General features: G+C 54.3%; 27 protein-coding genes. 17 read left to right on the forward strand and 10 right to left on the reverse strand.

Translation table 11 applies throughout. The features are described 5' to 3' along the window. Positions 1-24: 24 nt before the first annotated feature. The 4 genes from fdhF to ycgZ form a co-directional block, all read right to left on the reverse strand. Entirely contained in the window at positions 25-2175 is a 2151-nt protein-coding gene (gene fdhF, locus HWQ15_RS17500; RefSeq protein ID WP_063149640.1) for a formate dehydrogenase subunit alpha, read from the reverse strand. Positions 2176-2368: 193 nt separating this feature from the next. Further along, positions 2369-2647: a biofilm/acid-resistance regulator YmgB/AriR gene (locus HWQ15_RS17505; RefSeq protein ID WP_022647868.1), complete on the reverse strand. Its 279-nt coding sequence runs from the start codon at positions 2645-2647 to the stop codon at positions 2369-2371. Positions 2648-2676: 29 nt separating this feature from the next. Next, positions 2677-2997: a hypothetical protein gene (locus HWQ15_RS23245; RefSeq protein WP_045309075.1), complete on the reverse strand. Its 321-nt coding sequence runs from the start codon at positions 2995-2997 to the stop codon at positions 2677-2679. Between the two features lie 4 nt (positions 2998-3001). Next, a complete protein-coding gene (gene ycgZ, locus HWQ15_RS17510) occupies positions 3002-3241 on the reverse strand; it encodes a regulatory protein YcgZ (protein WP_017384632.1) in 240 nt (79 codons plus the stop codon). A 339-nt stretch (positions 3242-3580) separates the two neighbouring features. Here ycgZ and HWQ15_RS17515 point away from each other — a divergent pair, with 339 nt between their 5' ends. The 9 genes from HWQ15_RS17515 to HWQ15_RS17555 all read left to right on the forward strand — a co-directional run bounded on the left by HWQ15_RS17515 (position 3581) and on the right by HWQ15_RS17555 (position 12667). Then, on the forward strand, positions 3581-4801 hold the full coding sequence (locus HWQ15_RS17515; protein WP_063149641.1) for a diguanylate phosphodiesterase: 1221 nt from the start codon (positions 3581-3583) through the stop codon (positions 4799-4801). A 187-nt stretch (positions 4802-4988) separates the two neighbouring features. Further along, positions 4989-5717, forward strand: coding sequence for a MerR family transcriptional regulator (locus tag HWQ15_RS17520; protein WP_023299929.1), 729 nt, complete (start codon positions 4989-4991; stop codon positions 5715-5717). Between the two features lie 321 nt (positions 5718-6038). After that, a complete protein-coding gene (gene sufA / locus HWQ15_RS17525) occupies positions 6039-6407 on the forward strand; it encodes a Fe-S cluster assembly scaffold SufA (protein WP_022647873.1) in 369 nt (122 codons plus the stop codon). 8 nt (positions 6408-6415) lie between these two features. Then, on the forward strand, positions 6416-7906 hold the full coding sequence (gene sufB, locus HWQ15_RS17530; RefSeq protein WP_023299931.1) for a Fe-S cluster assembly protein SufB: 1491 nt from the start codon (positions 6416-6418) through the stop codon (positions 7904-7906). Positions 7907-7915: 9 nt separating this feature from the next. Further along, positions 7916-8662, forward strand: a complete 747-nt coding sequence (gene sufC, locus HWQ15_RS17535) for a Fe-S cluster assembly ATPase SufC (protein WP_022647874.1) — start codon at positions 7916-7918, stop codon at positions 8660-8662. Beyond that, positions 8637-9908, forward strand: coding sequence for a Fe-S cluster assembly protein SufD (gene sufD / locus HWQ15_RS17540; protein WP_063865972.1), 1272 nt, complete (start codon positions 8637-8639; stop codon positions 9906-9908). Before sufC ends, sufD begins: the two co-directional genes overlap by 26 nt. Then, positions 9905-11125: a cysteine desulfurase SufS gene (gene sufS, locus HWQ15_RS17545; protein WP_023299934.1), complete on the forward strand. Its 1221-nt coding sequence runs from the start codon at positions 9905-9907 to the stop codon at positions 11123-11125. The genes sufD and sufS overlap by 4 nt, the downstream gene beginning before the upstream one ends. A gap of 14 nt (positions 11126-11139) precedes the next feature. After that, positions 11140-11556, forward strand: coding sequence for a cysteine desulfuration protein SufE (sufE, locus tag HWQ15_RS17550; protein ID WP_023299935.1), 417 nt, complete (start codon positions 11140-11142; stop codon positions 11554-11556). A 97-nt stretch (positions 11557-11653) separates the two neighbouring features. After that, positions 11654-12667: a L,D-transpeptidase family protein gene (locus tag HWQ15_RS17555; protein WP_038415919.1), complete on the forward strand. Its 1014-nt coding sequence runs from the start codon at positions 11654-11656 to the stop codon at positions 12665-12667. A 60-nt stretch (positions 12668-12727) separates the two neighbouring features. Here the strand turns inward: HWQ15_RS17555 and lpp are convergent, their stop codons facing one another. The 4 genes from lpp to HWQ15_RS17575 all read right to left on the reverse strand — a co-directional run bounded on the left by lpp (position 12728) and on the right by HWQ15_RS17575 (position 17604). Beyond that, positions 12728-12964: a murein lipoprotein Lpp gene (gene lpp / locus HWQ15_RS17560; RefSeq protein WP_001082307.1), complete on the reverse strand. Its 237-nt coding sequence runs from the start codon at positions 12962-12964 to the stop codon at positions 12728-12730. 312 nt (positions 12965-13276) lie between these two features. Beyond that, on the reverse strand, positions 13277-14698 hold the full coding sequence (pykF, locus tag HWQ15_RS17565; protein ID WP_015570703.1) for a pyruvate kinase PykF: 1422 nt from the start codon (positions 14696-14698) through the stop codon (positions 13277-13279). 377 nt (positions 14699-15075) lie between these two features. Next, positions 15076-16221, reverse strand: a complete 1146-nt coding sequence (locus HWQ15_RS17570; RefSeq protein WP_063149642.1) for a PLP-dependent aspartate aminotransferase family protein — start codon at positions 16219-16221, stop codon at positions 15076-15078. Between the two features lie 12 nt (positions 16222-16233). Next, positions 16234-17604, reverse strand: coding sequence for a cystathionine beta-synthase (locus HWQ15_RS17575; RefSeq protein ID WP_063149643.1), 1371 nt, complete (start codon positions 17602-17604; stop codon positions 16234-16236). Between the two features lie 399 nt (positions 17605-18003). On the opposite strand from HWQ15_RS17575, the gene HWQ15_RS17580 reads away from it, so the two are divergent. The 6 genes from HWQ15_RS17580 (at position 18004) to HWQ15_RS17605 (ending at position 22678) form a co-directional block, all read left to right on the forward strand. Next, positions 18004-19026: a methionine ABC transporter ATP-binding protein gene (locus HWQ15_RS17580; RefSeq protein WP_023299939.1), complete on the forward strand. Its 1023-nt coding sequence runs from the start codon at positions 18004-18006 to the stop codon at positions 19024-19026. Further along, complete coding sequence (locus HWQ15_RS17585) at positions 19019-19687, forward strand: methionine ABC transporter permease (RefSeq protein WP_017384621.1); 669 nt, start codon at positions 19019-19021, stop codon at positions 19685-19687. The genes HWQ15_RS17580 and HWQ15_RS17585 overlap by 8 nt, the downstream gene beginning before the upstream one ends. 23 nt (positions 19688-19710) lie before the next feature. Next, a complete protein-coding gene (locus HWQ15_RS17590; RefSeq protein WP_003857677.1) occupies positions 19711-20523 on the forward strand; it encodes a MetQ/NlpA family ABC transporter substrate-binding protein in 813 nt (270 codons plus the stop codon). Between the two features lie 108 nt (positions 20524-20631). Further along, positions 20632-20841: a fumarate hydratase FumD gene (gene fumD / locus HWQ15_RS17595; protein WP_003857676.1), complete on the forward strand. Its 210-nt coding sequence runs from the start codon at positions 20632-20634 to the stop codon at positions 20839-20841. A gap of 118 nt (positions 20842-20959) precedes the next feature. Beyond that, complete coding sequence (locus HWQ15_RS17600; protein WP_022647883.1) at positions 20960-21127, forward strand: hypothetical protein; 168 nt, start codon at positions 20960-20962, stop codon at positions 21125-21127. A 144-nt stretch (positions 21128-21271) separates the two neighbouring features. Continuing rightward, positions 21272-22678, forward strand: coding sequence for a DUF1996 domain-containing protein (locus HWQ15_RS17605; RefSeq protein ID WP_063149644.1), 1407 nt, complete (start codon positions 21272-21274; stop codon positions 22676-22678). A 56-nt stretch (positions 22679-22734) separates the two neighbouring features. On the opposite strand, the gene HWQ15_RS17610 is transcribed toward HWQ15_RS17605, so the two are convergent. Beyond that, positions 22735-22875 (reverse strand): hypothetical protein, encoded by a 141-nt coding sequence (locus HWQ15_RS17610; protein ID WP_003857665.1) that lies wholly within the window; start codon positions 22873-22875, stop codon positions 22735-22737. Positions 22876-23000: 125 nt separating this feature from the next. Between HWQ15_RS17610 and HWQ15_RS17615 the strand changes: the two genes are divergently transcribed. Then, positions 23001-23783: an MBL fold metallo-hydrolase gene (locus HWQ15_RS17615; RefSeq protein ID WP_046620247.1), complete on the forward strand. Its 783-nt coding sequence runs from the start codon at positions 23001-23003 to the stop codon at positions 23781-23783. Positions 23784-23855: 72 nt separating this feature from the next. Then, a complete protein-coding gene (locus tag HWQ15_RS17620; protein ID WP_022647889.1) occupies positions 23856-24491 on the forward strand; it encodes a carbonic anhydrase in 636 nt (211 codons plus the stop codon). 28 nt (positions 24492-24519) lie between these two features. Here HWQ15_RS17620 and HWQ15_RS17625 read toward each other — a convergent pair whose 3' ends face one another. Continuing rightward, on the reverse strand, positions 24520-26115 hold the full coding sequence (locus HWQ15_RS17625) for an FAD-NAD(P)-binding protein (protein ID WP_045309088.1): 1596 nt from the start codon (positions 26113-26115) through the stop codon (positions 24520-24522). Positions 26116-26169 lie beyond the last annotated feature (54 nt).

The following is a 26169-nucleotide window of genomic DNA, read 5'->3' on the forward strand; positions in this document are numbered from 1 at the left end:
GATAGCCACCACCCGGCAATGTATTTAAACGTTAACCGCAGCGATCAACCGCGTCTTCATGGTCTGGTATGCAGAAGCCGCAAAATCCTCCGCCCAGCGCTGGTCCTCGATCGCCTCCATCTGCACGGCGCAATATTTCGTTTCAGGCGTTCTGGAGATCGGGTCTAGATTATCCTGCGTCAGCTCATTACAGGCGCCAATCCACCACTGGTAGGTCATATAGATTGCTCCCGCATTGATGCGCTCGCTGATGCTGGCGCGCGTGATCTCTTTACCCCGGCGTGAACGTACCCAGACCAATTGGCCGTCGGCGATCCCACGCTCATCCGCGTCGGCCGGGTTCATTTGCACCCGGCCCGGCTCGTCGGCCAGGCTTTGCAGCGCCGCGCAGTTCCCGGTCATTGAGCGACAGGAGTAGTGACCGACTTCGCGCACCGTGCAAAGTACCAGCGGGTAATCCGTATCCGGTGTCTCGGCCGGAGCGCGCCAGGGGGCAGCAAACAGCTGGCCTTTGCCAGTGGGGGTGTCGAACTGATTATCCCTGTACAAATAGGGTGTGCCGGGATGATCAAGGGTTGGGCAGGGCCACTGGACATGGCCCATCTCGCCCATTTTTTCGTAGGTCACGCCGTAGAAGAGGGGGCACAGCTCGCGCATTTCGTCCCAGATCTGCTGGTTATTCTCGTAATGCATGGGATAGCCCATCTCCGTGGCCAGCAGGCTGATGATCTCCCAGTCGCGCTTGACGTTGCCGCTGGCCTCAATGGCCTTGCCAAAACGCTGGAAGCCGCGATCGGCACAGGTGAACACGCCAGCATGTTCTCCCCATGACGTGGCAGGGAGCAGTACGTCAGCCACCTCTGCCGTTTTGGTCATAAAGATGTCCTGAACCACCACAAAATCGAGGGACTCAAAGCCGCGGCGGACCAGGCCCAGATCGGCTTCTGTCTGAAGCGGATCTTCCCCCATGATGTAATAGGCTTTGATCTTACCTTCCAGCGCGAGATGCGGCACTTCGGTGATACGCGTCCCGACGCGATCGTCCATCCGGCTGACATTGATTTTCCACGCATCGGCAAATTTCAGTCTGACCGCCGGGTCAGTGACATCCTGGTAGCCGGGGAACATATTGGGCAAAACGCCCATATCGCAGGCACCCTGAACGTTATTTTGCCCGCGAACCGGACCTACGCCGACGGCAGGGCTGCCCAGGTTGCCGGTGAGCAGCGCCAGGCTGGAGAGACCTTTCACCACATCAACCGCCTGACCAAACTGCGTAACGCCCATTCCCCACATTACCGTTGCTGAAGGCGCCGCCGCGAACATGCGCATTGCCTGACGAACATCCCGCGCGGGAATGCCCGTCAGATGTTCAACCTGCTCGGGTGCGTAATCTTTTACCGTCAGTCGGTAAGCCTCAAGCCCTTCTGTGAAGCGGGCAACGTAGTTTTTGTCGTACAGTTCCTCTTCAAGCAGGACATAGCCAAAGGCATTGACCAGCGCCATGTTACTGCCGTTTTTCAACTGAAGATGAAGATCGGCAATGCGTGCCGTTTCAATATGACGCGGATCGCAGACGATGATTTTTGCGCCATTTTCACGTGCTTTAAGCACGCGTCGGGCGACGATGGGGTGAGAGTCGGCGCAGTTATAGCCGAACACCAGCAGGCATTTTGAGTTTTCAATATCGTTAATGGAATTGCTCATGGCACCGTTGCCGAGGGTCTCCTGTAAACCGGCAACGGACGGACCGTGACAGACGCGGGCGCAGCAGTCGACGTTGTTAGTGTTCAGCACCGCACGGGCAAATTTTTGCATCACATAGTTGGTCTCATTGCCCGTTCCCCGCGAGGACCCCGTGGTCATAATGGATCGAGGGCCGTACTGATCTTTGATGCTTTTAAGCCTGTGAGCAGTATAGCGAATGGCCTCTTCCCAGGTAACAGGGGTAAAGGACTCGCCTTTGCTGTAGCGGATCATGGGCTGCGTCAGACGGGGGGTAAGCAGCCGTGTGTCGTTAAGAAAGTCCCAGCCGTAGAATCCTTTCAGGCAAAGCGTGCCCTGATTGGTTACGCCATCAGCGGCTTCGGCACGGATAATCCGGTTATTTTTCACGACGAGGTTTAGTTTGCAGCCTGCACCGCAGTAAGGGCAGACGCTGGCGATTTTTTTCATCAATAACAGACCTGTTAAGAAATGAAGCAATGTTTACTGGAAAGCCCAGTCCCTTAGCGGACTAAGCAGGATCCATGCCACATTCAGCGTGCTTGATTAACAGGGCGTCAGGGAAGAGAGGGTGTGTCATCGTCAGTCTGTTCGTCAGAATTGACGATGACACGCTATCCGTAGGGATGGGAAGGGAGAGGCGTTAAAGATCGTCCATGGTATAACCGACAACAATTTCCAGCGTCTTGCGGATCACATCCGCCTTAACGACATCGTCGGTGGTTTCCAGCGTCTGGATCAGCCAGAGAATGATCGCTTTGTTGGTCAGATGACCTTCAGAAGCGAGAACACAACGAACCGCAGTCGAAAAAATGGCAGACTCTTCAGCAAATCGATCGCCTGCGTGACGGAAATACTCCGACAACGCGCTATCTAAAAAGGCGGAGTGGTATTCGGGTTGAAGCTGAATATTTTGTCTCATTTGTTCTCACCGTTGCTGTAAAGTTGTAGTCAATGCATCTTTTTGGGATCGGACGGTTTTCCATTTCCAAATAACGGCACTACATTGTCTCGATTATTTTTGAGAGATCCCTCTCTCTGTATTCGTCCTTGTGCGGTTCTGCGACCTTTAAAAGCGACCGTGCCTGAGCTGATTTCAGCTATCACCCTCGCTAATGTCTCCCGCCGCTGGGGATCCGTCTCACAGGCTTGCATGTTACGCAGACGCTGAACCAATCCCTCGGTCGTCACGGGACCGCGCTCCTTCAAAAGTGAAAGAGCGGCTTCTCCAATTAGCTGGTCGATCAGTCGGTCCGCATCACTGCTGTTCATAACATTAACGTTCGAAGAGCAGACCAAGAAGCATGTGATAATGATGTTCCTCTTCCGGGCCATTGGCCTTTTCAAGGCGACTCAACAGTTTTGTGCAGAGCGATTTGCGATTCAGATTTCGCCCGTCGCTAAGGATTTCAACAACAACCTGACCCAATGTTTCCTGTTGGGTTGGAAGCGCGGCTTTTTCGAAATACTGCGCAATCGCTGTTGCCGAGTCTGCGAGGTGTCCGTTCTGCTGCATGTTTCGCTCCTGTAAATTTTCGTAATCAGTAACGTTACATTTAAGGTATACATAATTTTCAAATCTGTACATTTAAAATGTACAATTTTTTAAATATTTTATAGTATATTTTATAAAATCATTATTTATCAGATGCTTATTCTTATACGATTTACTGCGGTATTCACAAGATATATTGTACAATCCGAAGCGGCGTCGCAGAGTTGTACAAGCTTGGGAAAGGCGCAAAGAAGCCGTGTAAATCGTTGAGATGTAAATTATTTGTTGGGAAATTAATGTGCTATAACAGAGTTCTCCCCACGTGTTTTCGTGGTCACCCCCTCAATCTTCAGGATTAGCATGCTCACAACCATCATTTACCGCAGTCATATCTGCGAGGACGTTCCAGTGAAAGCGCTGGAAGACATGGTCGCTGCTGCAAATTGTAGAAATCGCCAGTTCGATGTGACGGGGATTTTGCTGTTTAACGGCACACACTTTTTTCAGTTACTTGAAGGGCCCGCTGATAACGTTAAGGAGATCTATGAGCTCATTTGCCGTGACCCACGGCATCACAACGTGGTCGAATTGTTGAGCGATCACGGGCCTTCAAGACGTTTTGGCAATGCGGGTATGGAGCTCTTCGACCTTCGTCAGTACGACACCAACGAAGTGCTGCAACAGGTTCTTGATAAAGGCACAAGCCGCTATCAGCTAACCTATAACGATCGCGCCCTGCAATTTTTCCGCACCTTCGTTGAGGCCACTGAAAAAGCCAACTACTTTGAGCTGCCTCCTGCTGACGCCTGGGAGTTTGTCACCGAAAACACGCCGTTATCCTCCCAGCCGACGGTAGTGGCAAAGGGAGCGGACTGTAGTTTCGCGTTTCAACCTATCGTCGATCCGTTTATGCAGCAGGTTGTTTCCTGGGAAGCCCTGATCCGCACGCCGTCCGGTGAGTCCCCGGAAAGCTATTTTGCCAACCTGTCGCGTGAGGAGCTGTACGAATCGGATCTGAAGAGTAAACAGGTGGCTTTGTCGATGGCCAGCGCGCTGGGCCTACAGACTCAAACGTTGTCCATTAATCTGCTGCCGATGACGCTGGTCAATGTTCCTGGCGCCGTCGATTTTTTACTGACGGCAATTGAGGCGAACGGTTTTGTGTCGGAGCAAATTGTAGTCGAGTTCACCGAGAGCGAGGCCATCTCGCGCTTTGAAGAGTTCACCAGCGCGGTCAAACAGCTTAAAAGCGCCGGGATCAGCGTGGCCATCGATCACTTTGGCGCGGGATTCGCCGGTCTGCAACTGCTGGCCCAGTTCCAGCCGGACAGAATCAAGATCAACCGTGATTTGATTGCCAACGTGCACAAGAGCGGCCCGCGTCAGGCGATCATTCAGTCGATCATTAAATGCTGTGCGTCCCTGGAAATTCTGTTCTGTGCGGTTGGCGTAGAGCTGGCTGAAGAGTGGATGTGGCTGGAATCAGCCGGGATTTCTCAGTTCCAGGGACACCTTTTCGCCAGCCCGCGTCTGGGGGGCATTCCGGCGATTGCCTGGCCCGAGAAAAAGTACGATTTATAAAAACCTGTACGTACTCTTAATAGTGACCTGTACGTACGGCTAAATTTATACAACAATACATTAACGAGTGAGGGGTTCTTTGAGCCATTCACTTGTCTCAGAACGAGGAGTTAGTTATACAAATGATTTGTACAATCTGATAAGGTTGGTTTGGTTAGGTATGGAAGTATTGTGCGTGAGGGAGTTAATGGCCTATTACAGTATCGGCGAAGTGGCCGAACGATGCGGTATCAACCCCGTTACGCTGCGTGCCTGGCAGCGCCGTTATGGATTGTTGAAGCCGCAGCGAAGTGAAGGGGGTCATCGTCAGTTTGACGATGAAGATATCCTGCGTATCGAAGAGATCAAACGCCTGATGAAAACGGGTGTTTCGGTCGGTAAAGTAAAAGCGCTTCTTGAAAATACAGAAGTGATGACGCATGGGAACTGGGCATCGTTTCAGGAAGAGATGTTAACCGTTCTGCGCTATGCCAATCCGGCAAAACTGCGCGCCAAAATCAGTGAGTTCCGCCGCGACCATGCGATGGATGTTCTGATAGATAACATCATCACCCCTGTGCGTCAGCGAATGAATCAGGATCAGAATACGGTGCGTCATATGGCGAGCCTGCTCGACGGTGTCCTGATTGAGTTTGCCGTTACTAGCCTGGTTGAATCACGAAAAAAAGCAGGTAAAGATGCGCTACTGGTTGGATGGGAGTGCGATGACCGTACGCATTTGTGGCTGGAAGCGGCCCGTCTTGCCTACAAGGGCTGGCATATCGACGTGCTGGCTGAACCGATTGATTCTCCACGTCCGGAACTTTTCCCTGGACAAAAAATTTTCGTCTGGACCGGTAAAGCACCTACGCCTCGTCAACAGGAGCAGCTGGACCACTGGCGTGAACAGGGTTTCGCCGTCTCGTTCCATCACTGATGTTAAGGGGTCCGTCAGGGCCTTTTTGTCTTTTCGAGTCCGCTTTCTTATTGGAAGATAGCTATCTTAAAAATAGGTATTTTCAATACAATTTTTATTATTGCCCGCCACCTTACCGCCTTTCTTATGAAATGCATTATTTATCAATGGATTGAACAAAACTAACCCACCCATCCGCATCCCGTCACAGGGTCTATGCTTAATGAAAGTAGCCAAAAAGGGCGGTTTAGCCCAAAGCCCCTGCTCGCAGGGGGTTGAAGTGATAATCGTTATCACTAACATGGTGTTATGCCCTGGTGGCTTATCAGATGAGGTGGACCTATGGAACTGCATTCAGAAACCTTCAATCCGGCCGATTTTGCCTGGCGTGGCTTAACGCTGACGCCCGCGGCGGCGGCGCATATTCATGAGCTGGTGGCAAAAAATCCCGACATCCTCGGCGTACGCTTAGGCGTTAAGCAGACGGGCTGCGCAGGATTTGGCTACGTGCTGGATACCGTAACCGAACCCAAAAAGGACGATCTGGTCTTTGAAACCGACGGTGCAAAGTTATACGTCGCGCTACAGGCTATGCCGTTTATCGATGGAACCGAAGTCGACTACGTTCGAGAAGGTTTAAACCAGTTATTCAAATTTCATAACCCGAAAGCCCAGAACGAATGCGGCTGCGGCGAAAGCTTTGGGGTATAGGCGGTACTATGTCTCGTAATACTGAAGCAACGAGTGATGTAAACACCTGGAGCGGCGGACACCTCAACTATAAAGAGGGTTTCTTCACGCAGCTGCAAACCGATGAGCTGGCGAAAGGCATCAACGAAGAGGTCGTGCGCGCCATTTCGGCGAAACGTAACGAGCCGGAGTGGATGCTGGAGTTTCGCCTGAGCGCATTCCGCGCGTGGCTGGAGATGGAAGAACCCCATTGGCTGAAAGCGCATTACGATAAGCTGAACTATCAGGATTACAGCTACTACTCCGCGCCCTCATGCGGCAGCTGCGATGATACCTGTGCCTCGCAGCCCGGCGCGGTACAGCAAACCGGTGCCGAGAACAGCTTCCTGAGTAAAGAGGTGGAAGAGGCCTTCAATCAGCTCGGCGTGCCCGTGCGCGAAGGTAAAGAGGTGGCGGTGGACGCCATTTTTGACTCCGTCTCGGTGGCAACCACCTACCGTGAAAAGCTGGCGGAGCAGGGGATAATTTTCTGCTCCTTTGGGGAAGCCATTCACGATCACCCGGAGCTGGTGAAAAAATACATTGGCACCGTGGTACCCAGTAACGATAACTTCTTCGCGGCACTGAATGCGGCGGTGGCGTCAGACGGCACCTTTATCTACGTGCCTAAAGGTGTGCGCTGCCCGATGGAGCTCTCGACCTATTTCCGCATCAACGCGGAAAAAACCGGCCAGTTTGAACGCACCATCCTGGTGGCCGATGAAGGCAGCTACGTCAGCTATATCGAAGGCTGTTCGGCGCCGGTGCGCGACAGCTACCAGCTGCACGCGGCGGTGGTAGAGGTGATCATCCATAAAGACGCGGAAGTGAAATACTCTACGGTACAGAACTGGTTCCCGGGCGATGGCAACACCGGTGGTATTCTGAACTTCGTCACCAAGCGTGCGCTGTGCGAGGGTGAAAACAGTAAGATGTCCTGGACGCAGTCAGAAACCGGCTCCGCCATTACCTGGAAATACCCGAGCTGTATTCTGCGCGGCGACAACTCCATCGGTGAGTTTTACTCCGTGGCGCTGACCAGCGGTCATCAGCAGGCCGATACCGGTACCAAGATGATCCACATCGGCAAAAACACCAGATCGACCATCATCTCCAAAGGGATCTCTGCCGGTCACAGCCAGAACAGCTATCGCGGGCTGGTGAAAATCATGCCGACAGCCACCAACGCACGTAACTTTACCCAGTGCGACTCCATGCTGATTGGTGCGGACTGCGGGGCGCATACCTTCCCCTATGTCGAATGCCGCAATAACAGCGCCCAGCTCGAGCATGAGGCGACTACGTCACGTATTGGTGAAGATCAGCTGTTCTACTGCCTGCAACGCGGGATCAGTGAAGAAGATGCGATTTCAATGATTGTTAACGGCTTCTGTAAGGACGTGTTCTCTGAACTGCCGCTGGAATTTGCCGTTGAAGCCCAGAAACTCCTCGCCATTAGTCTTGAACACAGCGTCGGTTAAGGAAAGCACATGTTAAGCATTAAAGATTTACAGGTTAGCGTGGAAGAGAAAGAGATCCTGCGTGGGCTCAATTTTGACGTCAAACCGGGTGAAGTTCACGCCATCATGGGGCCAAACGGCTCTGGGAAAAGTACGCTTTCAGCGACGCTGGCAGGACGCGAAGATTATGAGGTCACCAGCGGCTCCGTTGAGTTTAACGGCAAGGATCTGCTGGAGATGTCGCCTGAAGAGCGTGCCGGTGAGGGCATCTTTATGGCCTTCCAGTATCCGGTGGAAATCCCGGGCGTCAGCAACCAGTTCTTCCTGCAAACCGCGCTGAACGCGGTGCGCAAGTATCGCGGGCTTGAGGCGCTGGATCGCTTTGACTTCCAGGATCTGATGGAAGAGAAAATCAAGCTGCTGAAAATGCCCGAAGATCTGCTCACCCGCTCGGTGAACGTGGGTTTTTCTGGCGGTGAGAAAAAACGTAACGATATTCTGCAAATGGCGGTTCTTGAGCCGGAGCTTTGCATTCTCGATGAAACCGATTCAGGGCTGGATATTGATGCCCTGAAGATCGTTGCCGACGGCGTAAACTCTCTGCGTGACGGTAACCGCTCATTTATTATCGTGACTCACTACCAGCGTATTCTGGACTACATCAAACCGGACTATGTCCACGTGCTTTATCAGGGGCGCATTGTGAAATCCGGTGACTTTACGCTGGTTAAACAACTGGAGGAGCAGGGTTATGGCTGGCTTACCGAACAGCAGTAATGCACTCCAGCAGTGGCACCGGCTGTTTGAAGCGCAGGGTGGAGCGCGCTCTGAACAGGCTCAGCACCATCTCCAGCAGATGCTGCGTCTCGGTTTACCGACGCGTAAGCATGAGAACTGGAAATATACCCCGCTGGACGGCCTGCTGAACGGCGAGTTTGTCACCCGTCTGGCGCAGGTTAGCCCCGGTCAGCGCGATGTGCTGGCGCTGAGCGTGGATGCCGTGCGTCTGGTGTTTGTAGACGGGCAGTTTCGTGAGGAACTCAGCGACAGCGTACAGGAGAGCGGGTTCGATATTGCCATTAATGATGAGCGTCAGTCGCTGAACGCGCCCGTTCAGCCTGACGTCTTTCTGCACCTCACAGAGAGCCTGTCTCAGTCTGTCACCCATATTCACGTTAAGCGTAACCAGCGCCCGGCGAAACCGCTGCTGCTGATGCATATCACCCAGGGTGTTGAGGGCGACGAGATCAACACCGCCCACTATCGCCACCATCTCGAGCTGGCAGAAGGGGCAGAAGCGACGGTAATTGAGCATTACGTTAGTCTGAACGACACCCGCCATTTTACCGGCTCGCGTCTGACGATGAACGTGGCGGCTAACGCCCAGCTGCACCATATCAAGCTGGCGTTTGAGAATCCGCTCAGCCACCACTTCGCCCACAACGATATTCTGCTGGGCCAGGATGCCGCGGCGTACAGCCACAGCTTCCTGCTTGGCGGCGCGGTGCTGCGCCACAATACCAGCACCCAGCTGAACGGTGAGAACACTACGCTGCGTATTAACAGCCTGGCGATGCCGGTGAAGTCAGAAGTATGCGACACGCGCACCTGGCTTGAGCATAACAAAGGCTACTGCAACAGCCGTCAGCTGCACAAAACCATCGTCAGCGACAAAGGACGTGCGGTGTTTAACGGCCTGATCAATGTGGCGCAGCACGCCATCAAAACTGACGGGCAGATGAACAACAACAACCTTTTGCTGGGACGTCTGGCAGAGGTGGACACCAAACCACAGCTGGAAATTTATGCGGACGACGTGAAATGCAGCCACGGCGCAACGGTCGGGCGTATTGACGATGAGCAGATGTTCTACCTGCGCTCTCGCGGGATAGACCAGCAGGCCGCGCAAAAGATGATTATTTACGCCTTTGCGGCTGAGCTGACGGAAGCGCTGCCCGATGGCGGACTTAAACAGCAGGTGCTGGCCCGTATCGGTCAGCGGCTGCCTGGAGGCGAAGCATGACATTTCCTGTAGAGAAAGTCCGGGCAGATTTTCCGGTACTGACCCGTGAAGTGAACGGTCTGCCGCTGGCCTATCTCGACAGTGCGGCCAGCGCGCAAAAACCGAATCAAGTGGTGGATGCGGAAGCCGAGTTTTACCGCCACGGTTATGCGGCGGTCCATCGCGGGATCCACACTCTGAGCGCCGAGGCGACCCAGCGCATGGAAAACGTGCGCACGCAGGTTGCGGCGTTTCTCAATGCGCGTTCGCCGGAAGAGCTGGTGTTCGTGCGTGGCACCACCGAAGGGATCAACCTGGTGGCTAACAGCTGGGGCAATGCGCAGGTGCACGCGGGGGATAACATCATCATCACCCAGATGGAGCACCACGCTAACATCGTGCCCTGGCAGATGCTCTGTGAGCGTATGGGGGCACAACTGCGGGTGATCCCGCTAAACGAAGACGGTACGCTTCAGCTTGAACAGCTGGACGCCCTGCTTGACGACAGAACGCGGCTGGTAGCGGTGACCCACGTTTCAAACGTGCTGGGGACGGAAAATCCGGTGGCGCTGATCGTCGACAAAGCCCATCAGGCCGGTGCGAAAGTGTTGATTGATGGTGCCCAGGCGGTGATGCACCATGCGGTTGACGTTCAGGCCCTGGACTGCGATTTCTACGTCTTCTCCGGGCACAAGCTGTATGGTCCGACGGGCATCGGCGTGTTGTATGTGAAGGAGGATATTCTCCAGGCCATGCCGCCGTGGGAAGGGGGCGGGTCAATGATTGCCACCGTCAGCCTGACGGAAGGCACAACCTACGCCCGGGCGCCCTGGCGCTTCGAGGCGGGCACGCCAAACACGGGCGGGATCATCGGGCTGGGCGCGGCCATTAGCTACGTATCTGAAACGGGGCTGGCGGCGATTCAGGAGTACGAACAGCTGCTGATGCAATATGCCTTGCAGGAGCTTGCCGGCGTCCCGGATCTGACCTTATATGGCCCTGCTGACCGTCTGGGTGTGATAGCCTTCAACCTCGGCAAGCATCACGCTTATGATGTGGGCAGTTTCCTGGATAATTACGGCGTCGCCGTACGTACCGGGCATCACTGCGCGATGCCACTGATGGCGTATTATCAGGTACCGGCCATGTGCCGCGCATCGCTGGTGATGTACAACACAACGGAAGAGGTCGACAGACTGGTGGCGGGACTGAAACGTATTCACCAGCTGCTTGGCTAACGGAGAGGCGAGAGATGGCAGATTTGCCGGACAGAGATAAATTGCTGCGTAACTTTGGGCGTTGCGCAAACTGGGAAGAGAAATACCTTTATATTATCGAGCTAGGTCAGCGCCTGCCGCCGCTCAGCGAAGCGGCGCATAACCGGGACAACATCATTCAGGGCTGCCAGAGCCAGGTCTGGATCCAGATGCAGCAGACGGAGGATGGCGTAATCGATTTACAGGGTGACAGCGATGCCGCCATTGTGAAGGGGCTTATTGCCGTCGTATTTATTCTTTATCACCAGATGTCGGCGCAGGATATTGTCGCCTTTGACGTTCGCTCGTGGTTTGAAAAAATGGCCTTAACCCAACACCTCACCCCGTCCCGCTCCCAGGGACTGGAAGCGATGATCCGCGCCATACGCGCCAAAGCCGCAATCCTTAGCTAAACTGACAGAACAGCATTCATTCTGTTTCGCGGGGTGGTTTCCACCTCGCTGGTTTTTCAGCTTTCTGACGTTTGGTCAGTGAATAAGGAATCTCAGCATGAAGCGCGCGTCTCTAATAACTCTATTACTCCTTGGTTCGCTCAGTGCTGTTAATTCAGCCAGGGCGGTTGATTATCCTTTACCGCCCGCAGGCAGCCGCCTGATTGGGCAAAATCAGACATACACCATTCAGGAAGGCGACAATAAGCTCCAGGCTATCGCTCGTCGGTTTAATACCGCCGCACAGCTTATCCTTGAAACCAATAATACCATTGCACCGGTAAACCCTGCGCCAGGAACGGTCATTACCATTCCTTCCCAGATGCTGCTCCCGGACACCGAGCGTGAGGGCATTGTGGTGAATCTGGCGGAGCTGCGTCTTTACTTCTATCCGCCTGGCGAAAATATCGTGCAGGTCTATCCGCTGGGTATTGGTCAGCTTGGGCTGGAAACACCGGTCAGCACCACCCGTGTGAGTCAGAAAATCCCTAACCCTACCTGGACCCCCACAGCGGGCATCAGAGCGCGCTCACTGGCGCAGGGCATTAAACTGCCGCCTGTGGTACCCGCAGGGCCAAATAACCCGCTGGGGCGCTTTGCGCTGCGTCTGGGCATCGGGAATGGGGAATATCTTATTCATGGCACCAGCGCGCCGGACAGCGTAGGGCTGCGGGTCAGCTCGGGCTGTATGCGAATGAACGCGCCGGATATCAAAGCGTTGTTTGAACAAGTGCGCGTCGGCACGCGGGTGCAGATTATCAATGAGCCGGTTAAGTTCTCCGTCGAGCCGGACGGCAAACGTTATATCGAGGTGCACAGGCCGCTGGCGCAGGCTGAGGGCGAAAACCCACAGACGGTGCCGTTCACGCACTCAGCGGCGTTTACCGCCTTCGCAGCGGAATCAGGTAGCGATAAAACGCTAATCGACAAAGCTCTGGCGCGCAGAGCCGGGATCCCGGTTGCCGTTTCAGCAGGCAATGGTTCGTCAGCCAGCAATTCTGTCCTGTCGGTTCAGAACAGTCGTGTCTCAGCGGCGGTGACGGAAGGCGAGGGAGAGAAAGCGCTTCAGTAGAGGTTTGACGAAGGCAAAAAAAATGGCGCACAATGTGCGCCATTTTATTAACAGGTACTATTACTTACGGTATTTAGTAGCCTGGTTGTCCAGACGCTGGTTAGCGCGAGCTGCGTCGTCTTTAGCAGCCTGAACGTCGGAACGCATTGCGTTCACGTCGTTGCTCAGCTGGTCAACTTTAGCGTTCAGAGTCTGAACGTCAGAAGACAGCTGATCGATTTTAGCGTTGCTGGAGCAACCTGCCAGCAGAGTAGAACCCAGGATTACCGCGCCCAGTACCAGTTTAGTACGATTCATTATTAATACCCTCTAGATTGAGTTAATCTCCATGTAGCGTTACAAGTATTACACAAAGTTTTTTGGGTTGAGAATATTTTTTTGATGGGATTACGCCTATTTTTGATCGTTCGCTCAAAGAAACAACGAAATCGGCAATTTTGACGAAAAAGCTATGTTAAAAAAGGCATTTTTCATCGGATTCATCTTAGATAAATCGCGATTAAATAGAAAAACCCGATTTGCTTTTTGAATAGTTCTGGTTAATGGCGGGAATAAAAAAAGCGCCCCGAAGGACGCTTTTTAACAAAACAATAATTTGTTCGTGAAATATTACAGTACGTGGACAGATGCAGTGTTGGTTGTACCGCTTGGTACCAGTGCACCAGAAACCATAACCACCACGTCGCCTTTCTGAGCCAGGCCACAATCAACCAGTTCCAGAGCCACTTCTTTACCCAGACGATAGAAATCATCGGTAGAGGCAATCTCTTTCACCAGGTGTGGGATCACGCCTTTGCTCAGCACCAGCTGACGCGCGGTGGTTTCGTTGGTGGTCAGCGCCAGAATGGTCGCATCCGGGAAGTATTTACGCACGGCACGCGCAGATTTACCGCCCTGGGTCGCCACGACAATCAGTGGGGCTTCCAGTTTCTCGGCGGTTTCTACCGCACCACGGCACACGGCTTCGGTGATGCGCAGTTTACGGCTGTCGTTGTTGTAATCCAGACGGCTTTTCATCACGCGGTCGGTACGCTCACAGATGGTCGCCATGATGCCGACCGCTTCCAGAGGGTATTTCCCTTTTGCAGATTCGCCAGACAGCATAACGGCATCGGTACCGTCGAGGATGGCGTTTGCCACGTCGCCGGCTTCAGCGCGGGTAGGGCGTGGGTTTTTGATCATGGAGTCCAGCATCTGCGTTGCGGTGATAACCACTTTACGCGCGCGAACGCATTTCTCGATCATCATCTTCTGCGCGAAGATCACTTCTTCAACCGGGATTTCTACGCCCAGGTCGCCACGCGCTACCATGATACCGTCAGACGCTTCAAGGATTTCGTCGAAGTTGTTCAGGCCTTCCTGGTTTTCGATCTTGGAGATGATCTGAATGTTCTCACCGCCGTGCGCTTTCAGGTGCTCGCGGATCTCAACCACGTCAGAACGTTTACGGATGAAGGACGCCGCAACGAAGTCCACACCTTGTTCGCAGCCGAAGATCAGGTCTTGTTTGTCTTTTTCAGCCAGCGCTGGCAGAGCAATGGACACACCCGGCAGGTTAACGCCTTTGTTTTCGCCCAGATCGCCGTTGTTCAGCACTTTACAGATAACCTTGTTACCTTCAATCGCGGTCACTTCCATGCCGATCAGGCCGTCATCTACCAGCACGGTGTTGCCAACGGACAGATCGCTGGTGAAGCCTTCGTAGGTCACGGCAACGATTTCGTTATTACCTACAACGGATTTGTCGGTGGTGAAGGTGAAGGTCTGGCCCGCTTTCAGGGAAACGTCGTTACCGCCTTCCAGTTTGATGGTGCGGATTTCAGGACCTTTGGTGTCGAGCAGGATTGCCGCTTTTTTCCCGGTCTTGCTCATCACGTTGCGCAAGTTCTGAATACGCTGACCGTGTTCAGCATAGTCGCCGTGGGAGAAGTTCAGACGCATCACGTTCATGCCGGCATCCAGCATTTTGCTCAGCATCTCTTCGGATTCGGTTTTCGGGCCGATAGTACAAACAATTTTCGTCTTTTTCATGACAGTCTTAGTCTTTAAGTTGGGAAGGATATGGAAATCTCGCTCCGGGGGCGCACCGCCGCGGAGTCAAACCTGTGTTGCGAAAGAGTATATGACACGCACTAAGAATAGGTGACATCAAATGAGCGTGCAGAAGAAAGTGTGCCTGAGTGCCAGCCCAACGAAGGAGAGGAGAAGTTGTACGTTGTTTTTTGTATTCCAAGCGCTGAAACCATTCACCAGGGATTTGGCGCGCATTATACGCTGATTCACAGTAAAAAGGAAAATGGAAACAGCGTTTTAAAAACATTCTGTGCAGATTCACATAAGTTTGTTATCAAGGCGTTAAGGCCTAATGTCATCTTATGACGGCAGGCGCAACGCCCGCCGTTTTTTGCTCACTTTTCCAGCGCCTGCTGAAGGTCGGCGATCAGATCCTTCGCATCCTCAATCCCCACCGACAGGCGTATCAGCTGCGGCACAATGCCGTTTGCAAGACGCTGCGCCAGTGGAATGGAGGCGTGGGTCATGCTGTAGGGCTGGCTCACCAGACTCTCCACCCCGCCCAGGCTTTCCGCCAGGGTAAAGAGCGTAAGATGACGAATCACCTCTGTCGCGCGTTGCGCATCGCCTTTAATCACAACGGAGATCATGCCGCCCGGCAGCGCCATTTGTCTGCGGGCAAGCGCATACTGGGGGTGTGACTCCAGCCCGGGATAGAGCACGTTCTCTATCTGCGGATGCTGCTCCAGCCATTGCGCAATCGCCAGCGCGTTGGCACTGTGCTTCTCAACGCGCAGGGAGAGGGTGCGAATCCCCCGTAGCGTCAGGAAGCTGCTGAACGGATCCAGAACGCCGCCAACCGCGTTTTGCAGATAGCCCAGACGCTCCGTGAGATCCTTATTTGCCCCGACAACAGCCAGCCCGGCAATCACGTCTGAATGACCGTTGAGATATTTGGTGGCGGAGTGAACCACAATGTCGAACCCCGCCTCCAGCGGCCGGTGAATGACCGGGGAGGCGAAGGTATTATCCGCCACGCTGATCGCATTATGGCGCCGGGCAATGTCTGCGATGGCCTCCAGGTCGGCCAGTTTCAGCAGCGGGTTCGTCGGCGTTTCCACCCAGATCATGCGGGTGTTCGGGCGAATGGCGGCCTCAAGTCCGGCTACATCGTCCGGCTTAACCCAGCTCACCTGTAACCCGGTGCTGCGCTTGCGCACGTTTTCGATCAGGCGATACGTACCGCCATACACGTCGTCAATGGCGACGATATGGCTGTCTTTATCCAGCAGTTCGAGCACGGTGGAAATGGCCGCCAGCCCTGACGCGAAGGCGTACCCGCGCGTGCCGCCTTCCAGTTCGGCGATGGCGGTCTCCAGCGCATGGCGGGTTGGGTTGCCGCTCCGGGAGTATTCGTAGCCGGTATGTTCACCCGGTGCCGGTTGCGCAAACGTCGACGTGGCGTAAATTGGCGGCATCACGGCGCCGTGCGGGTCGTGATACTCACCACTGTGAACGCTGAGGGTGGCCAGGTTTTTCATCTTTTGCTCCTTTTATTTTGTCAGGCGGTTACGCCAGGCGGTGAGTACGTCACTGCGTGTGATCAAACCCAGAAAGCGGTTTTCGTCATAAATAATCGCCACCAGGCCACGGTCAAAGATGGCGTACAGGGCGCTCTCCGGGGCCTGCTTATCCAGATATTCGACCTGACGCGTCATGGCCGCCGTCACGGGGAGAGAGAAGCGATCGGCATCTCCCTCAATGTGTCGCAGCAGGTCCCACTCGTCGATGATGCCGACGACCTTGTTGTTATCGAGCACCGGCAGCTGGGAGATGTCGTACAGGCGCATGCGGGCCAGCACGGTGGAAAGCGTGTCGTCCGGGGCGGCAGTCACCGTCGCGCCTTCATCGTGGCGCAGGGCAATATAGTCCGAGAGATCGCCTGCCTGCGGACGTGAAATCAGCCCCTGCTGGCGCATCCAGTCGTCGTTGAACATCTTTGAGAGGTATTTATTGCCGCTGTCGCAGGCGAAGGTGACCACACGTTTTGGCGTAGTCTGCGCCTGGCAATATTTCAGCGCCGCCGCCAGCAGCGTGCCGGTGGAGGAGCCTGCCAGGATCCCTTCCGTTTTTAGCAGATCGCGGGCGGTGGTGAACGCCTCGCGATCGGTAATGCGCCAGGCGCGGTTAACCCCTTCGATGTGCGCCAGCGGAGGGATAAAGTCTTCGCCAATCCCTTCAACCAGCCACGATCCGGCATCGTGATGGCGTCCGGTCTCAACCTGGTCCGCCAGCACCGACCCGGCCGGATCGGCAAGCACAAATTCCGTCTGCGGCGAATGTTCTGCAAACCACGCCTGTAAGCCACCCAGCGTACCGCCGGACCCCACGCCGACGACGATGGCATCGATCTGACCGTCAAGCTGTTCAAACAGTTCCGGTGCGGTAGTGGTGCGGTGCGCCAGCGGATTGGCCGCGTTATTGAACTGGTCGATATAAAACGCGCCTGGCAGTTCGTTCGCCAGCCGCCGGGCATAATCCTGGTAGTAGGCCGGATGCCCTTTATTCACATCTGAACGGGTCAGCACGACCTGCGCTCCTAACGCGCGCAGGTGGAAAATCTTCTCGCGGCTCATTTTGTCCGGCACCACCAGGATCAGCGAGTATCCCTTTTGCGCCGCAATCAACGCCAGCCCCAGGCCGGTGTTCCCCGCCGTGGCTTCAATAATGGTGCCGCCGGGCCGTAGCTGCCCCATACGCTCGGCCTCGTTAATCATCGACAGCGCGACGCGATCTTTAATCGAGCCGCCTGGATTCTGATTTTCCAGCTTCAGAAACAGCGAGCAGGGGCCGGTATCCAGCTTGTGCAGCTGGATGAGTGGCGTATGGCCAATTAGTTCGGTGACGGAGTGGTAAAGCGTCATGGTCATGTCCTGTGAAGAGGTGATGACCGGATGATAGGACCATGAAATTTTCTCAATAAAGAACGTTTCACTGGGTTTTAGAACAGAAAGGAATAATCCTTATGTTTTTGGGTGGAAAGACAGCAAGACGTAAAGTTGTCCGGATGTGAGGATGGCTATATCAGTACATAGTGCTGCAAAATTAACCAATTTCGTCGGATGAATGAGACCTGATATGCAAAGGGCAGATAATTATTGCAGATATTCATCTAAATGCTTTTCACCCGCCAGTTCGCTGCTTATTCCGCCGCATTATAAGAAATTCTTTTTTGGTCATTTAAAAGCTGATAACGGCTGTTTACTATCTTTTGGACATCCATACTGCTAAACCGCTATATGCGTAACGGATAACGAATAAGAATGATCGTACTCAGTAATATTTCGAAGGTTTTTGACAACGGGAAGCTGGCGCTGACAGCCGTTGATAACGTCAATTTGACGATAGAGCAGGGACAGATTTACGGGATCATTGGTTACAGCGGGGCCGGGAAAAGTACGCTTATCCGTCTGCTGAACGGTCTGGAAAAGCCCAGCGCCGGCAGCGTCACTATTAACGGTCAGGATATCTCCGCCGCGAAGGGAGAAGCGCTGCGTCAGGCACGCCTGAAAATCAGCATGGTGTTCCAGCACTTTAATCTGCTCTGGTCGCGCACGGTGAAGGAAAACATCGCCTTTTCAATGCAAATTGCCGGTGTGCCAAAAGCGCAAATTCAGGCTCGCGTTGCCGAGCTGGTGGAGCTGGTCGGCCTGAAGGGGCGCGAGAATGCCTACCCGTCGCAGCTGAGCGGCGGGCAAAAACAGCGTGTGGGCATTGCCCGCGCGCTGGCCAATCATCCGGACGTACTGCTGTGTGACGAAGCCACCTCGGCGCTAGATCCGCAGACCACCGATCAGATCCTCGATCTGCTCCTGGACATTAACCGTCGTTTTAACCTGACCATCGTACTCATTACGCATGAGATGCATGTGGTGCGCAAAATCTGCGACCGCGTGGCGGTAATGGAGAACGGCAAGGTGGTGGAAGAGGGGGAGGTGCTGAGCGTGTTTACGCATCCTCAGCAGCCGATCACCCGGCAGTTTGTCCGCCAGGTGAGCCAGTACGCGGAGGAAGAGACCTTCAATACCGAACTGGCAAATGAGCTGGAGGGCGCGGTCATCAAGCTCACCTTCACCGGGCACAGCACGCACAGGCCGATCGTCGGTGAACTGACCCTGCGCTACGGCCTGCCGTTTAACATCCTGCACGGCAAAATGACGCAAACCGCCCACGGTGTTTTCGGGCAGCTCTGGGTGCACGTGGTGGCATCGGATGAACAACTGAACAATATCCTCGCCGACCTGAAGCAAAGCGATATTGAAGGCGAGGTAATCAAGCATGGCTGAAGAACTCTTTCCGCACCTGAAGTGGGATCAGCTTTGGGCTGCAACCCAGGAGACGCTCTACATGACCGCGCTTTCCGGCGTGGCGACGTTTGTTCTGGGGATCGCGCTCGGTCTGGCGCTGTTTTTAACCGCCCGCGGCGGGTTATTCCACAACCGCACGGTCTACAGCGTGATGTCGATTGTGGTGAACGTGTTCCGCTCGATTCCGTTCATCATTCTCATTGTTCTGCTGATCCCGTTCACCAAGACCGTTGTGGGGACCATTCTCGGCGCTAACGCTGCGCTGCCCGCCCTGATTGTGGGCGCCGCGCCGTTCTACGCCCGTCTGGTCGAGATTGCCCTGCGGGAAGTGGATAAAGGGGTAATTGAAGCCACGCGTTCGATGGGCGCACGGCTGAGCACGTTAGTGTTTCGGGTTTTACTGCCGGAATCTTCACCCGCACTGGTTTCAGGTATGACGGTGACGCTGATTGCGCTGGTGAGCTACAGCGCAATGGCGGGGGTGATAGGTGCCGGCGGTTTGGGAAATCTGGCTTATCTGGAAGGATTCCAGCGCAACCATGGTGACGTCACGCTGGTGGCAACGGTGACCATTCTGATCATCGTGTTCATTATCCAGTTCTGCGGCGATGCCATTACTTCACTGTTAGATAAACGCTAATAAATACACACAGGAACCACATCATGAAAAAGACACTGACACTGATCGCCGCAGCCACCCTGAGCGCCCTGAGCTTTGCCTCCTGGGCGGACACGCTCACCGTGGGGGCGTCCAACACCCCGCACGCGGAAATTCTGGAGCAGGCTAAGCCGATTCTGGCGAAGCAGGGTATTGATCTGGAGATTAAACCGTTCCAGGACTACATTCTGCCAAACACGGCGCTGGCAGGGCATGACATTGATGCCAACTATTTCCAGCACATCCCTTACCTGAACAGCGTGCTTAAAGATCATGCGGGCGATAAGGATTATGATTTTGTCAGTGCAGGCGCAATCCACATTGAGCCGATCGGTATCTATTCAAAAAAATACAAATCGCTGAAGGATCTGCCGGAAGGCGGCAAAATCATCATGCGTGATGCGGTTTCCGAGGAAGGGCGTATTCTCTCCATCTTCGAAAAAGAGGGCGTGATCAAACTGAAGCCAGGCATCGATAAAGTGACCGCGCGCATCAGCGATATTGTGGAGAACCCGAAAAAGCTGCAATTCACCCCTAACGTCGAGGCATCTCTGCTGCCGCAGATGTACAACAACGACGAAGGTGCTGCGGTGGTGATCAACGCCAACTACGCAATTGATGCTGGTCTGGATCCGGTCCACGATCCAATTGCGGTTGAAAGCGGTGAGAATAACCCGTACGCCAACATCATTACCGTTCATCGCGGTGATGAGAAGAAGAAGGATATCGTCGCGCTGGTGAACGTGCTGCACTCCAAAGAGATTCAGGACTGGATCCGCACCAAATACAAAGGCGCGGTCATCCCGGTAAACAACTAATCGCCTGATTTTCCATACGAAGCCCGGCGAACAACACGCCGGGCTTCTTTTTTGTATCCAGCCGACGAATGATTTAAGCTGACGGTTTAGGGCAACGGAGTGATGGCAATGGGCAATGTGACCAAAGACGAAGCGCTGTACCAGGAGATGTGTCGGGTGGTAGGCAAGGTCGTTCTGGAGATGCGTGACTTAGGGCAGGAGCCCAAGCATATCGTGATTGCCGGGGTACTACGTACCGCGCTGGCGAACCAGCGCGTTAAGCGCAGTGAGTTGACCACCAAAGCGATGGAAACGGTGGTTAAAGCGCTGGCCGGTTAGGACGACAGCGTCTCGCGAGTTTTTCAGATCCCGCATATCAACAGTCATTATTGTTATTTCCTCTTCATGATGAAGGCGTGTTTAACTGAGTCCAGGTTAAGCGAGAAGGGTAATGACGATGAAAAAATGGATAAGCACGTTACGGCGGTTTTTTGCGCCCCGACCAGCGAATGCGGAGAACAGCGCGCAACGTGTTCTTGAGTCAATACTGCCTGTCGCCAGCCTCTATGGCGTGGACGTAGCCAACATCGACCCGGAGTGGTTCTATGTTAAAACGTCACGCTGAACTTCGCCGGACGCGCGAAATGTACTGGAATGAGCTGTGCGTGATGCGTGTAAAGTGAGAATGAAGGGAAAAATGCCCTGGCTAATCCTCGGTAAACGATAGCCGTTTTGTTACCACTATCTCCTTTCTCAGATGGAGATGATAATGAAACGGACAGTATTAACCCCCGCGCTTTCTGCCACCGTGCTATTGCTTGCCATGCAGGCGGCACACGCTGGTCCACAGGCGCATGTTGTATGCAGTTATTCCCATACCCTCGGCGATGATGCCATTATGATGTACGGCATGCCCAACGAGGCCATGCTGCACGATTTTTTTGGTAACGTGCAAACGGATGCTTACTCCAGCCGTGAATCGCTGCGTACCCAGGAAAAGACCACCTGCGATAACAAAGCAGACAGCTCGGCCTACTGGGCTCCGTCGCTAAAATTACCGGACGGAACGGTGGTCAAACCCGCCTATCAAAAAACCTATTATCAGGCATCGAACGTTGACGCCTGGCCGCTGCACCCGTTCCCGGCGGGGCTGTCGCTGCTGGCGGGCGATCATCACGGCACCGCGCCAAATCCACATATCACCTTTTTATGCGCCAACGGCAAGGGCTACACCACCAGAACGGGTGAAGTCTGCGGCTTACGCAAGGCGAAGGATGCCGTGCAGTTTAATATCGGCATTCAGTTCCCGAACTGCTGGGACGGGGTCAACCTGAAGCCCGCCCACGGCCTGGCTAACGCCACCTACGATACGAAAGGACAGTGTCCGTCCGCCTTCCCGGTGAAGATCCCGACGGTGAACATGAATATTGCGTACGTGCTTCCGACAATTAGCTCTCTGGATACCAGTAAAGTCCAGCTTTCCCTCGACCCCACCATGCATGGCAGTGAACGTGAAGAGCGATGGGGGAGCCTGTATACGGCGCATGCTGACTTCATGAACGGCTGGACGGAAGATGCCGCGCGCTTTATGACCGACCTGTGCATGAACCGCGGAATGGATTGCGGCACCACCGTGCCGTATGGTTATTCAAAAGCGAAGGCCAACGTCTGGCTCAGCAGCATGGAACCCGCACTTTCACAACCCGATCCCCAGGTCTTACTGGTGCAGGATAACTGGAAGAACGGTGGACGCACGAAAAACAGCGAAACATTGTCGCTGGTGAAGTTCAACATCCCTCCGCTGCCTGCCGGACAGGATCCTGCCCAGTTTAAATACCGCGTGAGAATTTATGGCGGGAAAGTGGAAACCAACGGCGCGGATCAAATCTTCTTCTATCCGGCGAGTAACGACTGGGATCCGGCCACCGTAAGCTGGCATTCACGGCCGCCCTGCAACTATCGCTCGGATGCGGTGCTTTACCTGAACCACTCCCGCGAATACCGGATGGTGGACGTGGATAAAGCGGTGCGCAAGGCGCTGGCACAAGGGAAAACCGAAATTTCGTGGTATATCGGCGGCGATCGTCAGGGAAACCACTATCAGTTTGAGACGGGGTCATCTCAACAAAGCCTGATCCTGATGCTGACCGGGTTTAGCAAAACGCCGGAGATCTGATAGCGCGTGAAAACCTCATGCATAAAAAAAGCACCGGGGCTTCCGGTGCTTTCTCGTCAGATCTTGCAGGCATCGCCGCAGTCGTCATCGGCGACAATCGCCTGGGCTTTTTTATCCGCATCGTCGAGACGTTCCGCGTTGCGCTCTTCTGCTTCATCCAGCCCGTTAAAGACTAAGTTATCGAGATCAATTTCCATGTGCCACCTGCGTTATTCAGTTTTTGATACTGGCACAGTATAAGTCAAAAAAAGCGGGCCAGGCACCCCTCAGCACATATGGATAATCCCTGCCATACTCAGTGCTTTATTGCTGAGGAAAGCCGATGATTACACTCTGTAAAACCTGCGGTACCGCTTACGATGAACAGCCCAAAAACTGCCCGATTTGCGACGATGAGCGCCAGTATGTCCCGGTGACGGGCCAGGCATGGACGGACTTCGACAGCCTTACGACCACGCACACCAACAAATGGCAACAGCTGGAGCCGCAGCTGTTCAGCATCAAAACCGTTCCCGCTTTTGCCATCAACCAGCGGGCGCTTCTGCTGAGTACGCCGCAGGGCAATGTTCTGTGGGACTGCATCGCCAACCTCGATCCGGCGACCAGAGCGTTAGTTGACGCGCTCGGGGGCATCAGCGCGATCGCGATTTCGCACCCACATTACTACACCACCATGCAGGAGTGGGCCGCCGCGTTTAACGCGCCGATCTATCTGCACGCCAGCGATCGGCAGTGGGTGATGCGTGACAGTCCGGCGATACGCTTCTGGGAGGAGGACGCCCTGGAGATTATGCCGTCGGTGACGCTGCTGCGTCTGGGCGGGCATTTTGCAGGCGGCACGGTGCTGCACTGTCAGTCAGGCGACGGCGTGCTGCTGGCCGGTGATATTTTGCAGGTTACGCCTGGTAAGGACGCCGTGTCGTTTATGTGGAGTTATCCGAATATGCTGCCGCTGCCTGCCCGCACCGTTGAGGCGGTGATCGGTCGACTGACCGGGAAAACGTACCAGCGACTGTACGGGGCCTTTGAAGGGCAAAACATCCCGGCGAACGCAGATGAGATTGTGCAGCGGTCGGGCCAGAAATATATTGCTTGTCTCCGCTAAGGCACGGTGGTTAAATTTTACGAGTGTGATCGCGATCATACCTAAACTAAAACAGATAAAAGAGAAATGGCTATGCAACATATCATTGAAGGTTTTCTCAGCTTTCAAAAAGAGATTTTCCCGCAACGTAAAGAGCTTTTTCGTAGTTTAGCGTCCAGTCAGAATCCCAAAGCGCTGTTTATCTCCTGCTCCGACAGCCGTCTGGTTCCGGAACTGGTCACGCAGCAGGAGCCAGGACAGCTCTTTGTCATTCGAAACGCGGGCAACATTGTGCCACCGTTCGGGCCGGAGCCTGGCGGTGTCTCTGCAACCATCGAATACGCGGTAGTGGCCCTTGGCGTGACCGATATTGTTATTTGCGGCCACTCCAACTGCGGCGCGATGAAGGCGATTGCTGACAACGCCGATCTGGAGCCGATGCCAGCCGTTTCCCACTGGCTGCGCTATTCTGATGCGGCAAAAGCGGTGGTTGAAAAGAAAACCTGGGATCAGCCAATCGATAAAGTGAATGCGATGGTGCAGGAGAACGTCTTTGCTCAGCTGAGCAACATCAAGACCCATCCGTCGGTGGCGGTAGGCCTGCGCAACAACGCCATTCGCCTGCACGGCTGGGTGTATGACATCGAAAGCGGCAAAATCCTTGCCCTGGACAAGAACACTAAATCGTTCGTGTCGTTGTCGGAAAACCCGGAAGTCTTCTTCGAGTAATCCGACACCGCAGGGCAGGGAAGCCCTGTTAAAACTCCGTGTAAGGTAACTTCCGTCGCACGCCCGACGCAGGATTCCCCGCCGCTTTCGCCATCGCTTTACCAATTTCAGCGCACTCAGACAAACCCTGAACAAACGGATGATCGTGCATCAGCCAGGGGATCGCCCCAAAAGCGATACGTCCGCGCAGAGACGCAGGTGACAGCAACGTGTAGTCTTCCCCCACGTCCGGTATTTCATCCCCCGTTTCCTCAAGCTGTTTGCGCAGCGTCGGGAAGGGAATATCCTTATTTCTGAGCGGTTTCTGCCCGCGGGCATCGATAAAGACGTCGAAGCGATAACGCTTTTCTTTCGTGGTGATGACGGTCTGATCGCTGCCGATATCCAGGTCGTAATCATCACCGAGTGCGACTACGCTAATGATCCCTGCCTCGCGCAGTGCCAGTAACCGGCGGATAGACTGCGGTGGAATGGCGGCATAGTTATCAATAAACACACGCTCCAGCCCGGATTTAAACCGTTCTCTGTCACGTTCATTGAGTGAAGGGACAATGGCCTGAACTACTTCATGCAGACGAAGCACGGTATAGCGCCAGGCAACGGTGCGTTTCTCGCACTTATTGCGCTCCACTTCTTTCAGATTCGCTTCGGCCCAGGTGAAAGGACCATGCTTTTTACGATCCTCAAACCAGACATCACGAAGCGTGTCAGCATTCAGCGTGCCGATCGCTATCGCCTGGCACCAGCGCGGATCGGCCAGCTCAAGCTCTTTCACCATCAGCGCAAAGATGCGGTCAAGCAGCCCGTCAGGGCCTTTGGCAATTTCGCTTTCTGCCACAGACTCCGTTAACACCGACAGCGGTTCATAAGGGATAGGGCAGTAAAAGTCGGCCTCCGGAAGAACGCCCGAGCGGGACATCAGCGTGATGTTTAGCCCCTCACTACCTTTATTGACAACGAACTGCTCCCCGCTAAACCGACCATGCTGCATTACTACAGCCATAGCAGCGTCCAGTCCGCTGAGGGAGGTACCCATAATCCCCACCTCACAGGCTCGGATATCCGCGTCCATCAGTCCCGACCATGGGCTTGGGAAATAGTCGCGGGTGGATTCATCTTCATCAGGCCAGACGTGACCGGTGGCGACCACTGCAAGATCAAACCGCCTTGAGAAAGGGGCATCGTTCACTGACAGGGCCACGCCGTCTGCATCAGCCTTAATATCAGTGACTTCTGCGTTGGGATGAACCTCGATATGAAACCCAGCCTTTTTCGCCTCGGCAACGACGGCGAGAAAGCGGTCGTGAAAATATTCACCCAGCAGAATACGCGGCAGAAACTGCCGGTCATTCAGTCTGTCTTTGTCGACGTTATAGCGGGCAAGATGGGCTTCACTCTGCTGTTTGAGCCAGTCGAGGTAGGTGATAAAAATGGGCGGGATTTCGATACTGGCGATATTCGCCAGCATCAGCCGGGAGTTATCCTCGTCGCTGTAGGGCATCCCTACGCCGGGTTGGTCTGCTTTTTCGAACACGGTGACCGACAGCGGTGCTGCGTTGTTAAGAAGTGAGTAAAAGGTGTAAATCCCTGTTGGGCCTGAGCCGATAATGGCGATTTTTTTCATCGAAAGCGTTCCTGCGTTTCTGAACCATACAACAAGCGTAGCAGGAGAAAGGTT

The organism is Enterobacter sp. DSM 30060, assembly GCF_013375955.1.
GTDB lineage: Bacteria > Pseudomonadota > Gammaproteobacteria > Enterobacterales > Enterobacteriaceae > Enterobacter > Enterobacter intestinihominis.

Excerpts from the sequence above, each read along its gene's own strand:
- lpp (WP_001082307.1), bottom strand. The coding sequence starts at position 12,964 with ATGAATCGTACTAAACTGGTACTGGGCGCGGTAATCCTGGGTTCTACT.
- sufC (WP_022647874.1), top strand. The coding sequence starts at position 7,916 with ATGTTAAGCATTAAAGATTTACAGGTTAGCGTGGAAGAGAAAGAGATC.
- fdhF (WP_063149640.1), bottom strand. The coding sequence starts at position 2,175 with ATGAAAAAAATCGCCAGCGTCTGCCCTTACTGCGGTGCAGGCTGCAAA.
- sufS (WP_023299934.1), top strand. The coding sequence starts at position 9,905 with ATGACATTTCCTGTAGAGAAAGTCCGGGCAGATTTTCCGGTACTGACC.
- HWQ15_RS17620 (WP_022647889.1), top strand. The coding sequence starts at position 23,856 with ATGCAACATATCATTGAAGGTTTTCTCAGCTTTCAAAAAGAGATTTTC.
- HWQ15_RS17580 (WP_023299939.1), top strand. The coding sequence starts at position 18,004 with ATGATCGTACTCAGTAATATTTCGAAGGTTTTTGACAACGGGAAGCTG.
- pykF (WP_015570703.1), bottom strand. The coding sequence starts at position 14,698 with ATGAAAAAGACGAAAATTGTTTGTACTATCGGCCCGAAAACCGAATCC.
- HWQ15_RS17575 (WP_063149643.1), bottom strand. The coding sequence starts at position 17,604 with ATGACGCTTTACCACTCCGTCACCGAACTAATTGGCCATACGCCACTC.
- HWQ15_RS17600 (WP_022647883.1), top strand. The coding sequence starts at position 20,960 with ATGAAAAAATGGATAAGCACGTTACGGCGGTTTTTTGCGCCCCGACCA.
- sufE (WP_023299935.1), top strand. The coding sequence starts at position 11,140 with ATGGCAGATTTGCCGGACAGAGATAAATTGCTGCGTAACTTTGGGCGT.
- HWQ15_RS17570 (WP_063149642.1), bottom strand. The coding sequence starts at position 16,221 with ATGAAAAACCTGGCCACCCTCAGCGTTCACAGTGGTGAGTATCACGAC.
- HWQ15_RS17520 (WP_023299929.1), top strand. The coding sequence starts at position 4,989 with ATGGCCTATTACAGTATCGGCGAAGTGGCCGAACGATGCGGTATCAAC.
- HWQ15_RS17615 (WP_046620247.1), top strand. The coding sequence starts at position 23,001 with ATGATTACACTCTGTAAAACCTGCGGTACCGCTTACGATGAACAGCCC.
- sufD (WP_063865972.1), top strand. The coding sequence starts at position 8,637 with ATGGCTGGCTTACCGAACAGCAGTAATGCACTCCAGCAGTGGCACCGG.
- sufA (WP_022647873.1), top strand. The coding sequence starts at position 6,039 with ATGGAACTGCATTCAGAAACCTTCAATCCGGCCGATTTTGCCTGGCGT.
- HWQ15_RS17610 (WP_003857665.1), bottom strand. The coding sequence starts at position 22,875 with ATGGAAATTGATCTCGATAACTTAGTCTTTAACGGGCTGGATGAAGCA.
- HWQ15_RS17590 (WP_003857677.1), top strand. The coding sequence starts at position 19,711 with ATGAAAAAGACACTGACACTGATCGCCGCAGCCACCCTGAGCGCCCTG.
- HWQ15_RS17605 (WP_063149644.1), top strand. The coding sequence starts at position 21,272 with ATGAAACGGACAGTATTAACCCCCGCGCTTTCTGCCACCGTGCTATTG.
- HWQ15_RS17555 (WP_038415919.1), top strand. The coding sequence starts at position 11,654 with ATGAAGCGCGCGTCTCTAATAACTCTATTACTCCTTGGTTCGCTCAGT.
- HWQ15_RS17515 (WP_063149641.1), top strand. The coding sequence starts at position 3,581 with ATGCTCACAACCATCATTTACCGCAGTCATATCTGCGAGGACGTTCCA.
- HWQ15_RS17585 (WP_017384621.1), top strand. The coding sequence starts at position 19,019 with ATGGCTGAAGAACTCTTTCCGCACCTGAAGTGGGATCAGCTTTGGGCT.
- ycgZ (WP_017384632.1), bottom strand. The coding sequence starts at position 3,241 with ATGCAGCAGAACGGACACCTCGCAGACTCGGCAACAGCGATTGCGCAG.
- HWQ15_RS23245 (WP_045309075.1), bottom strand. The coding sequence starts at position 2,997 with ATGAACAGCAGTGATGCGGACCGACTGATCGACCAGCTAATTGGAGAA.
- sufB (WP_023299931.1), top strand. The coding sequence starts at position 6,416 with ATGTCTCGTAATACTGAAGCAACGAGTGATGTAAACACCTGGAGCGGC.
- HWQ15_RS17625 (WP_045309088.1), bottom strand. The coding sequence starts at position 26,115 with ATGAAAAAAATCGCCATTATCGGCTCAGGCCCAACAGGGATTTACACC.
- fumD (WP_003857676.1), top strand. The coding sequence starts at position 20,632 with ATGGGCAATGTGACCAAAGACGAAGCGCTGTACCAGGAGATGTGTCGG.
- HWQ15_RS17505 (WP_022647868.1), bottom strand. The coding sequence starts at position 2,647 with ATGAGACAAAATATTCAGCTTCAACCCGAATACCACTCCGCCTTTTTA.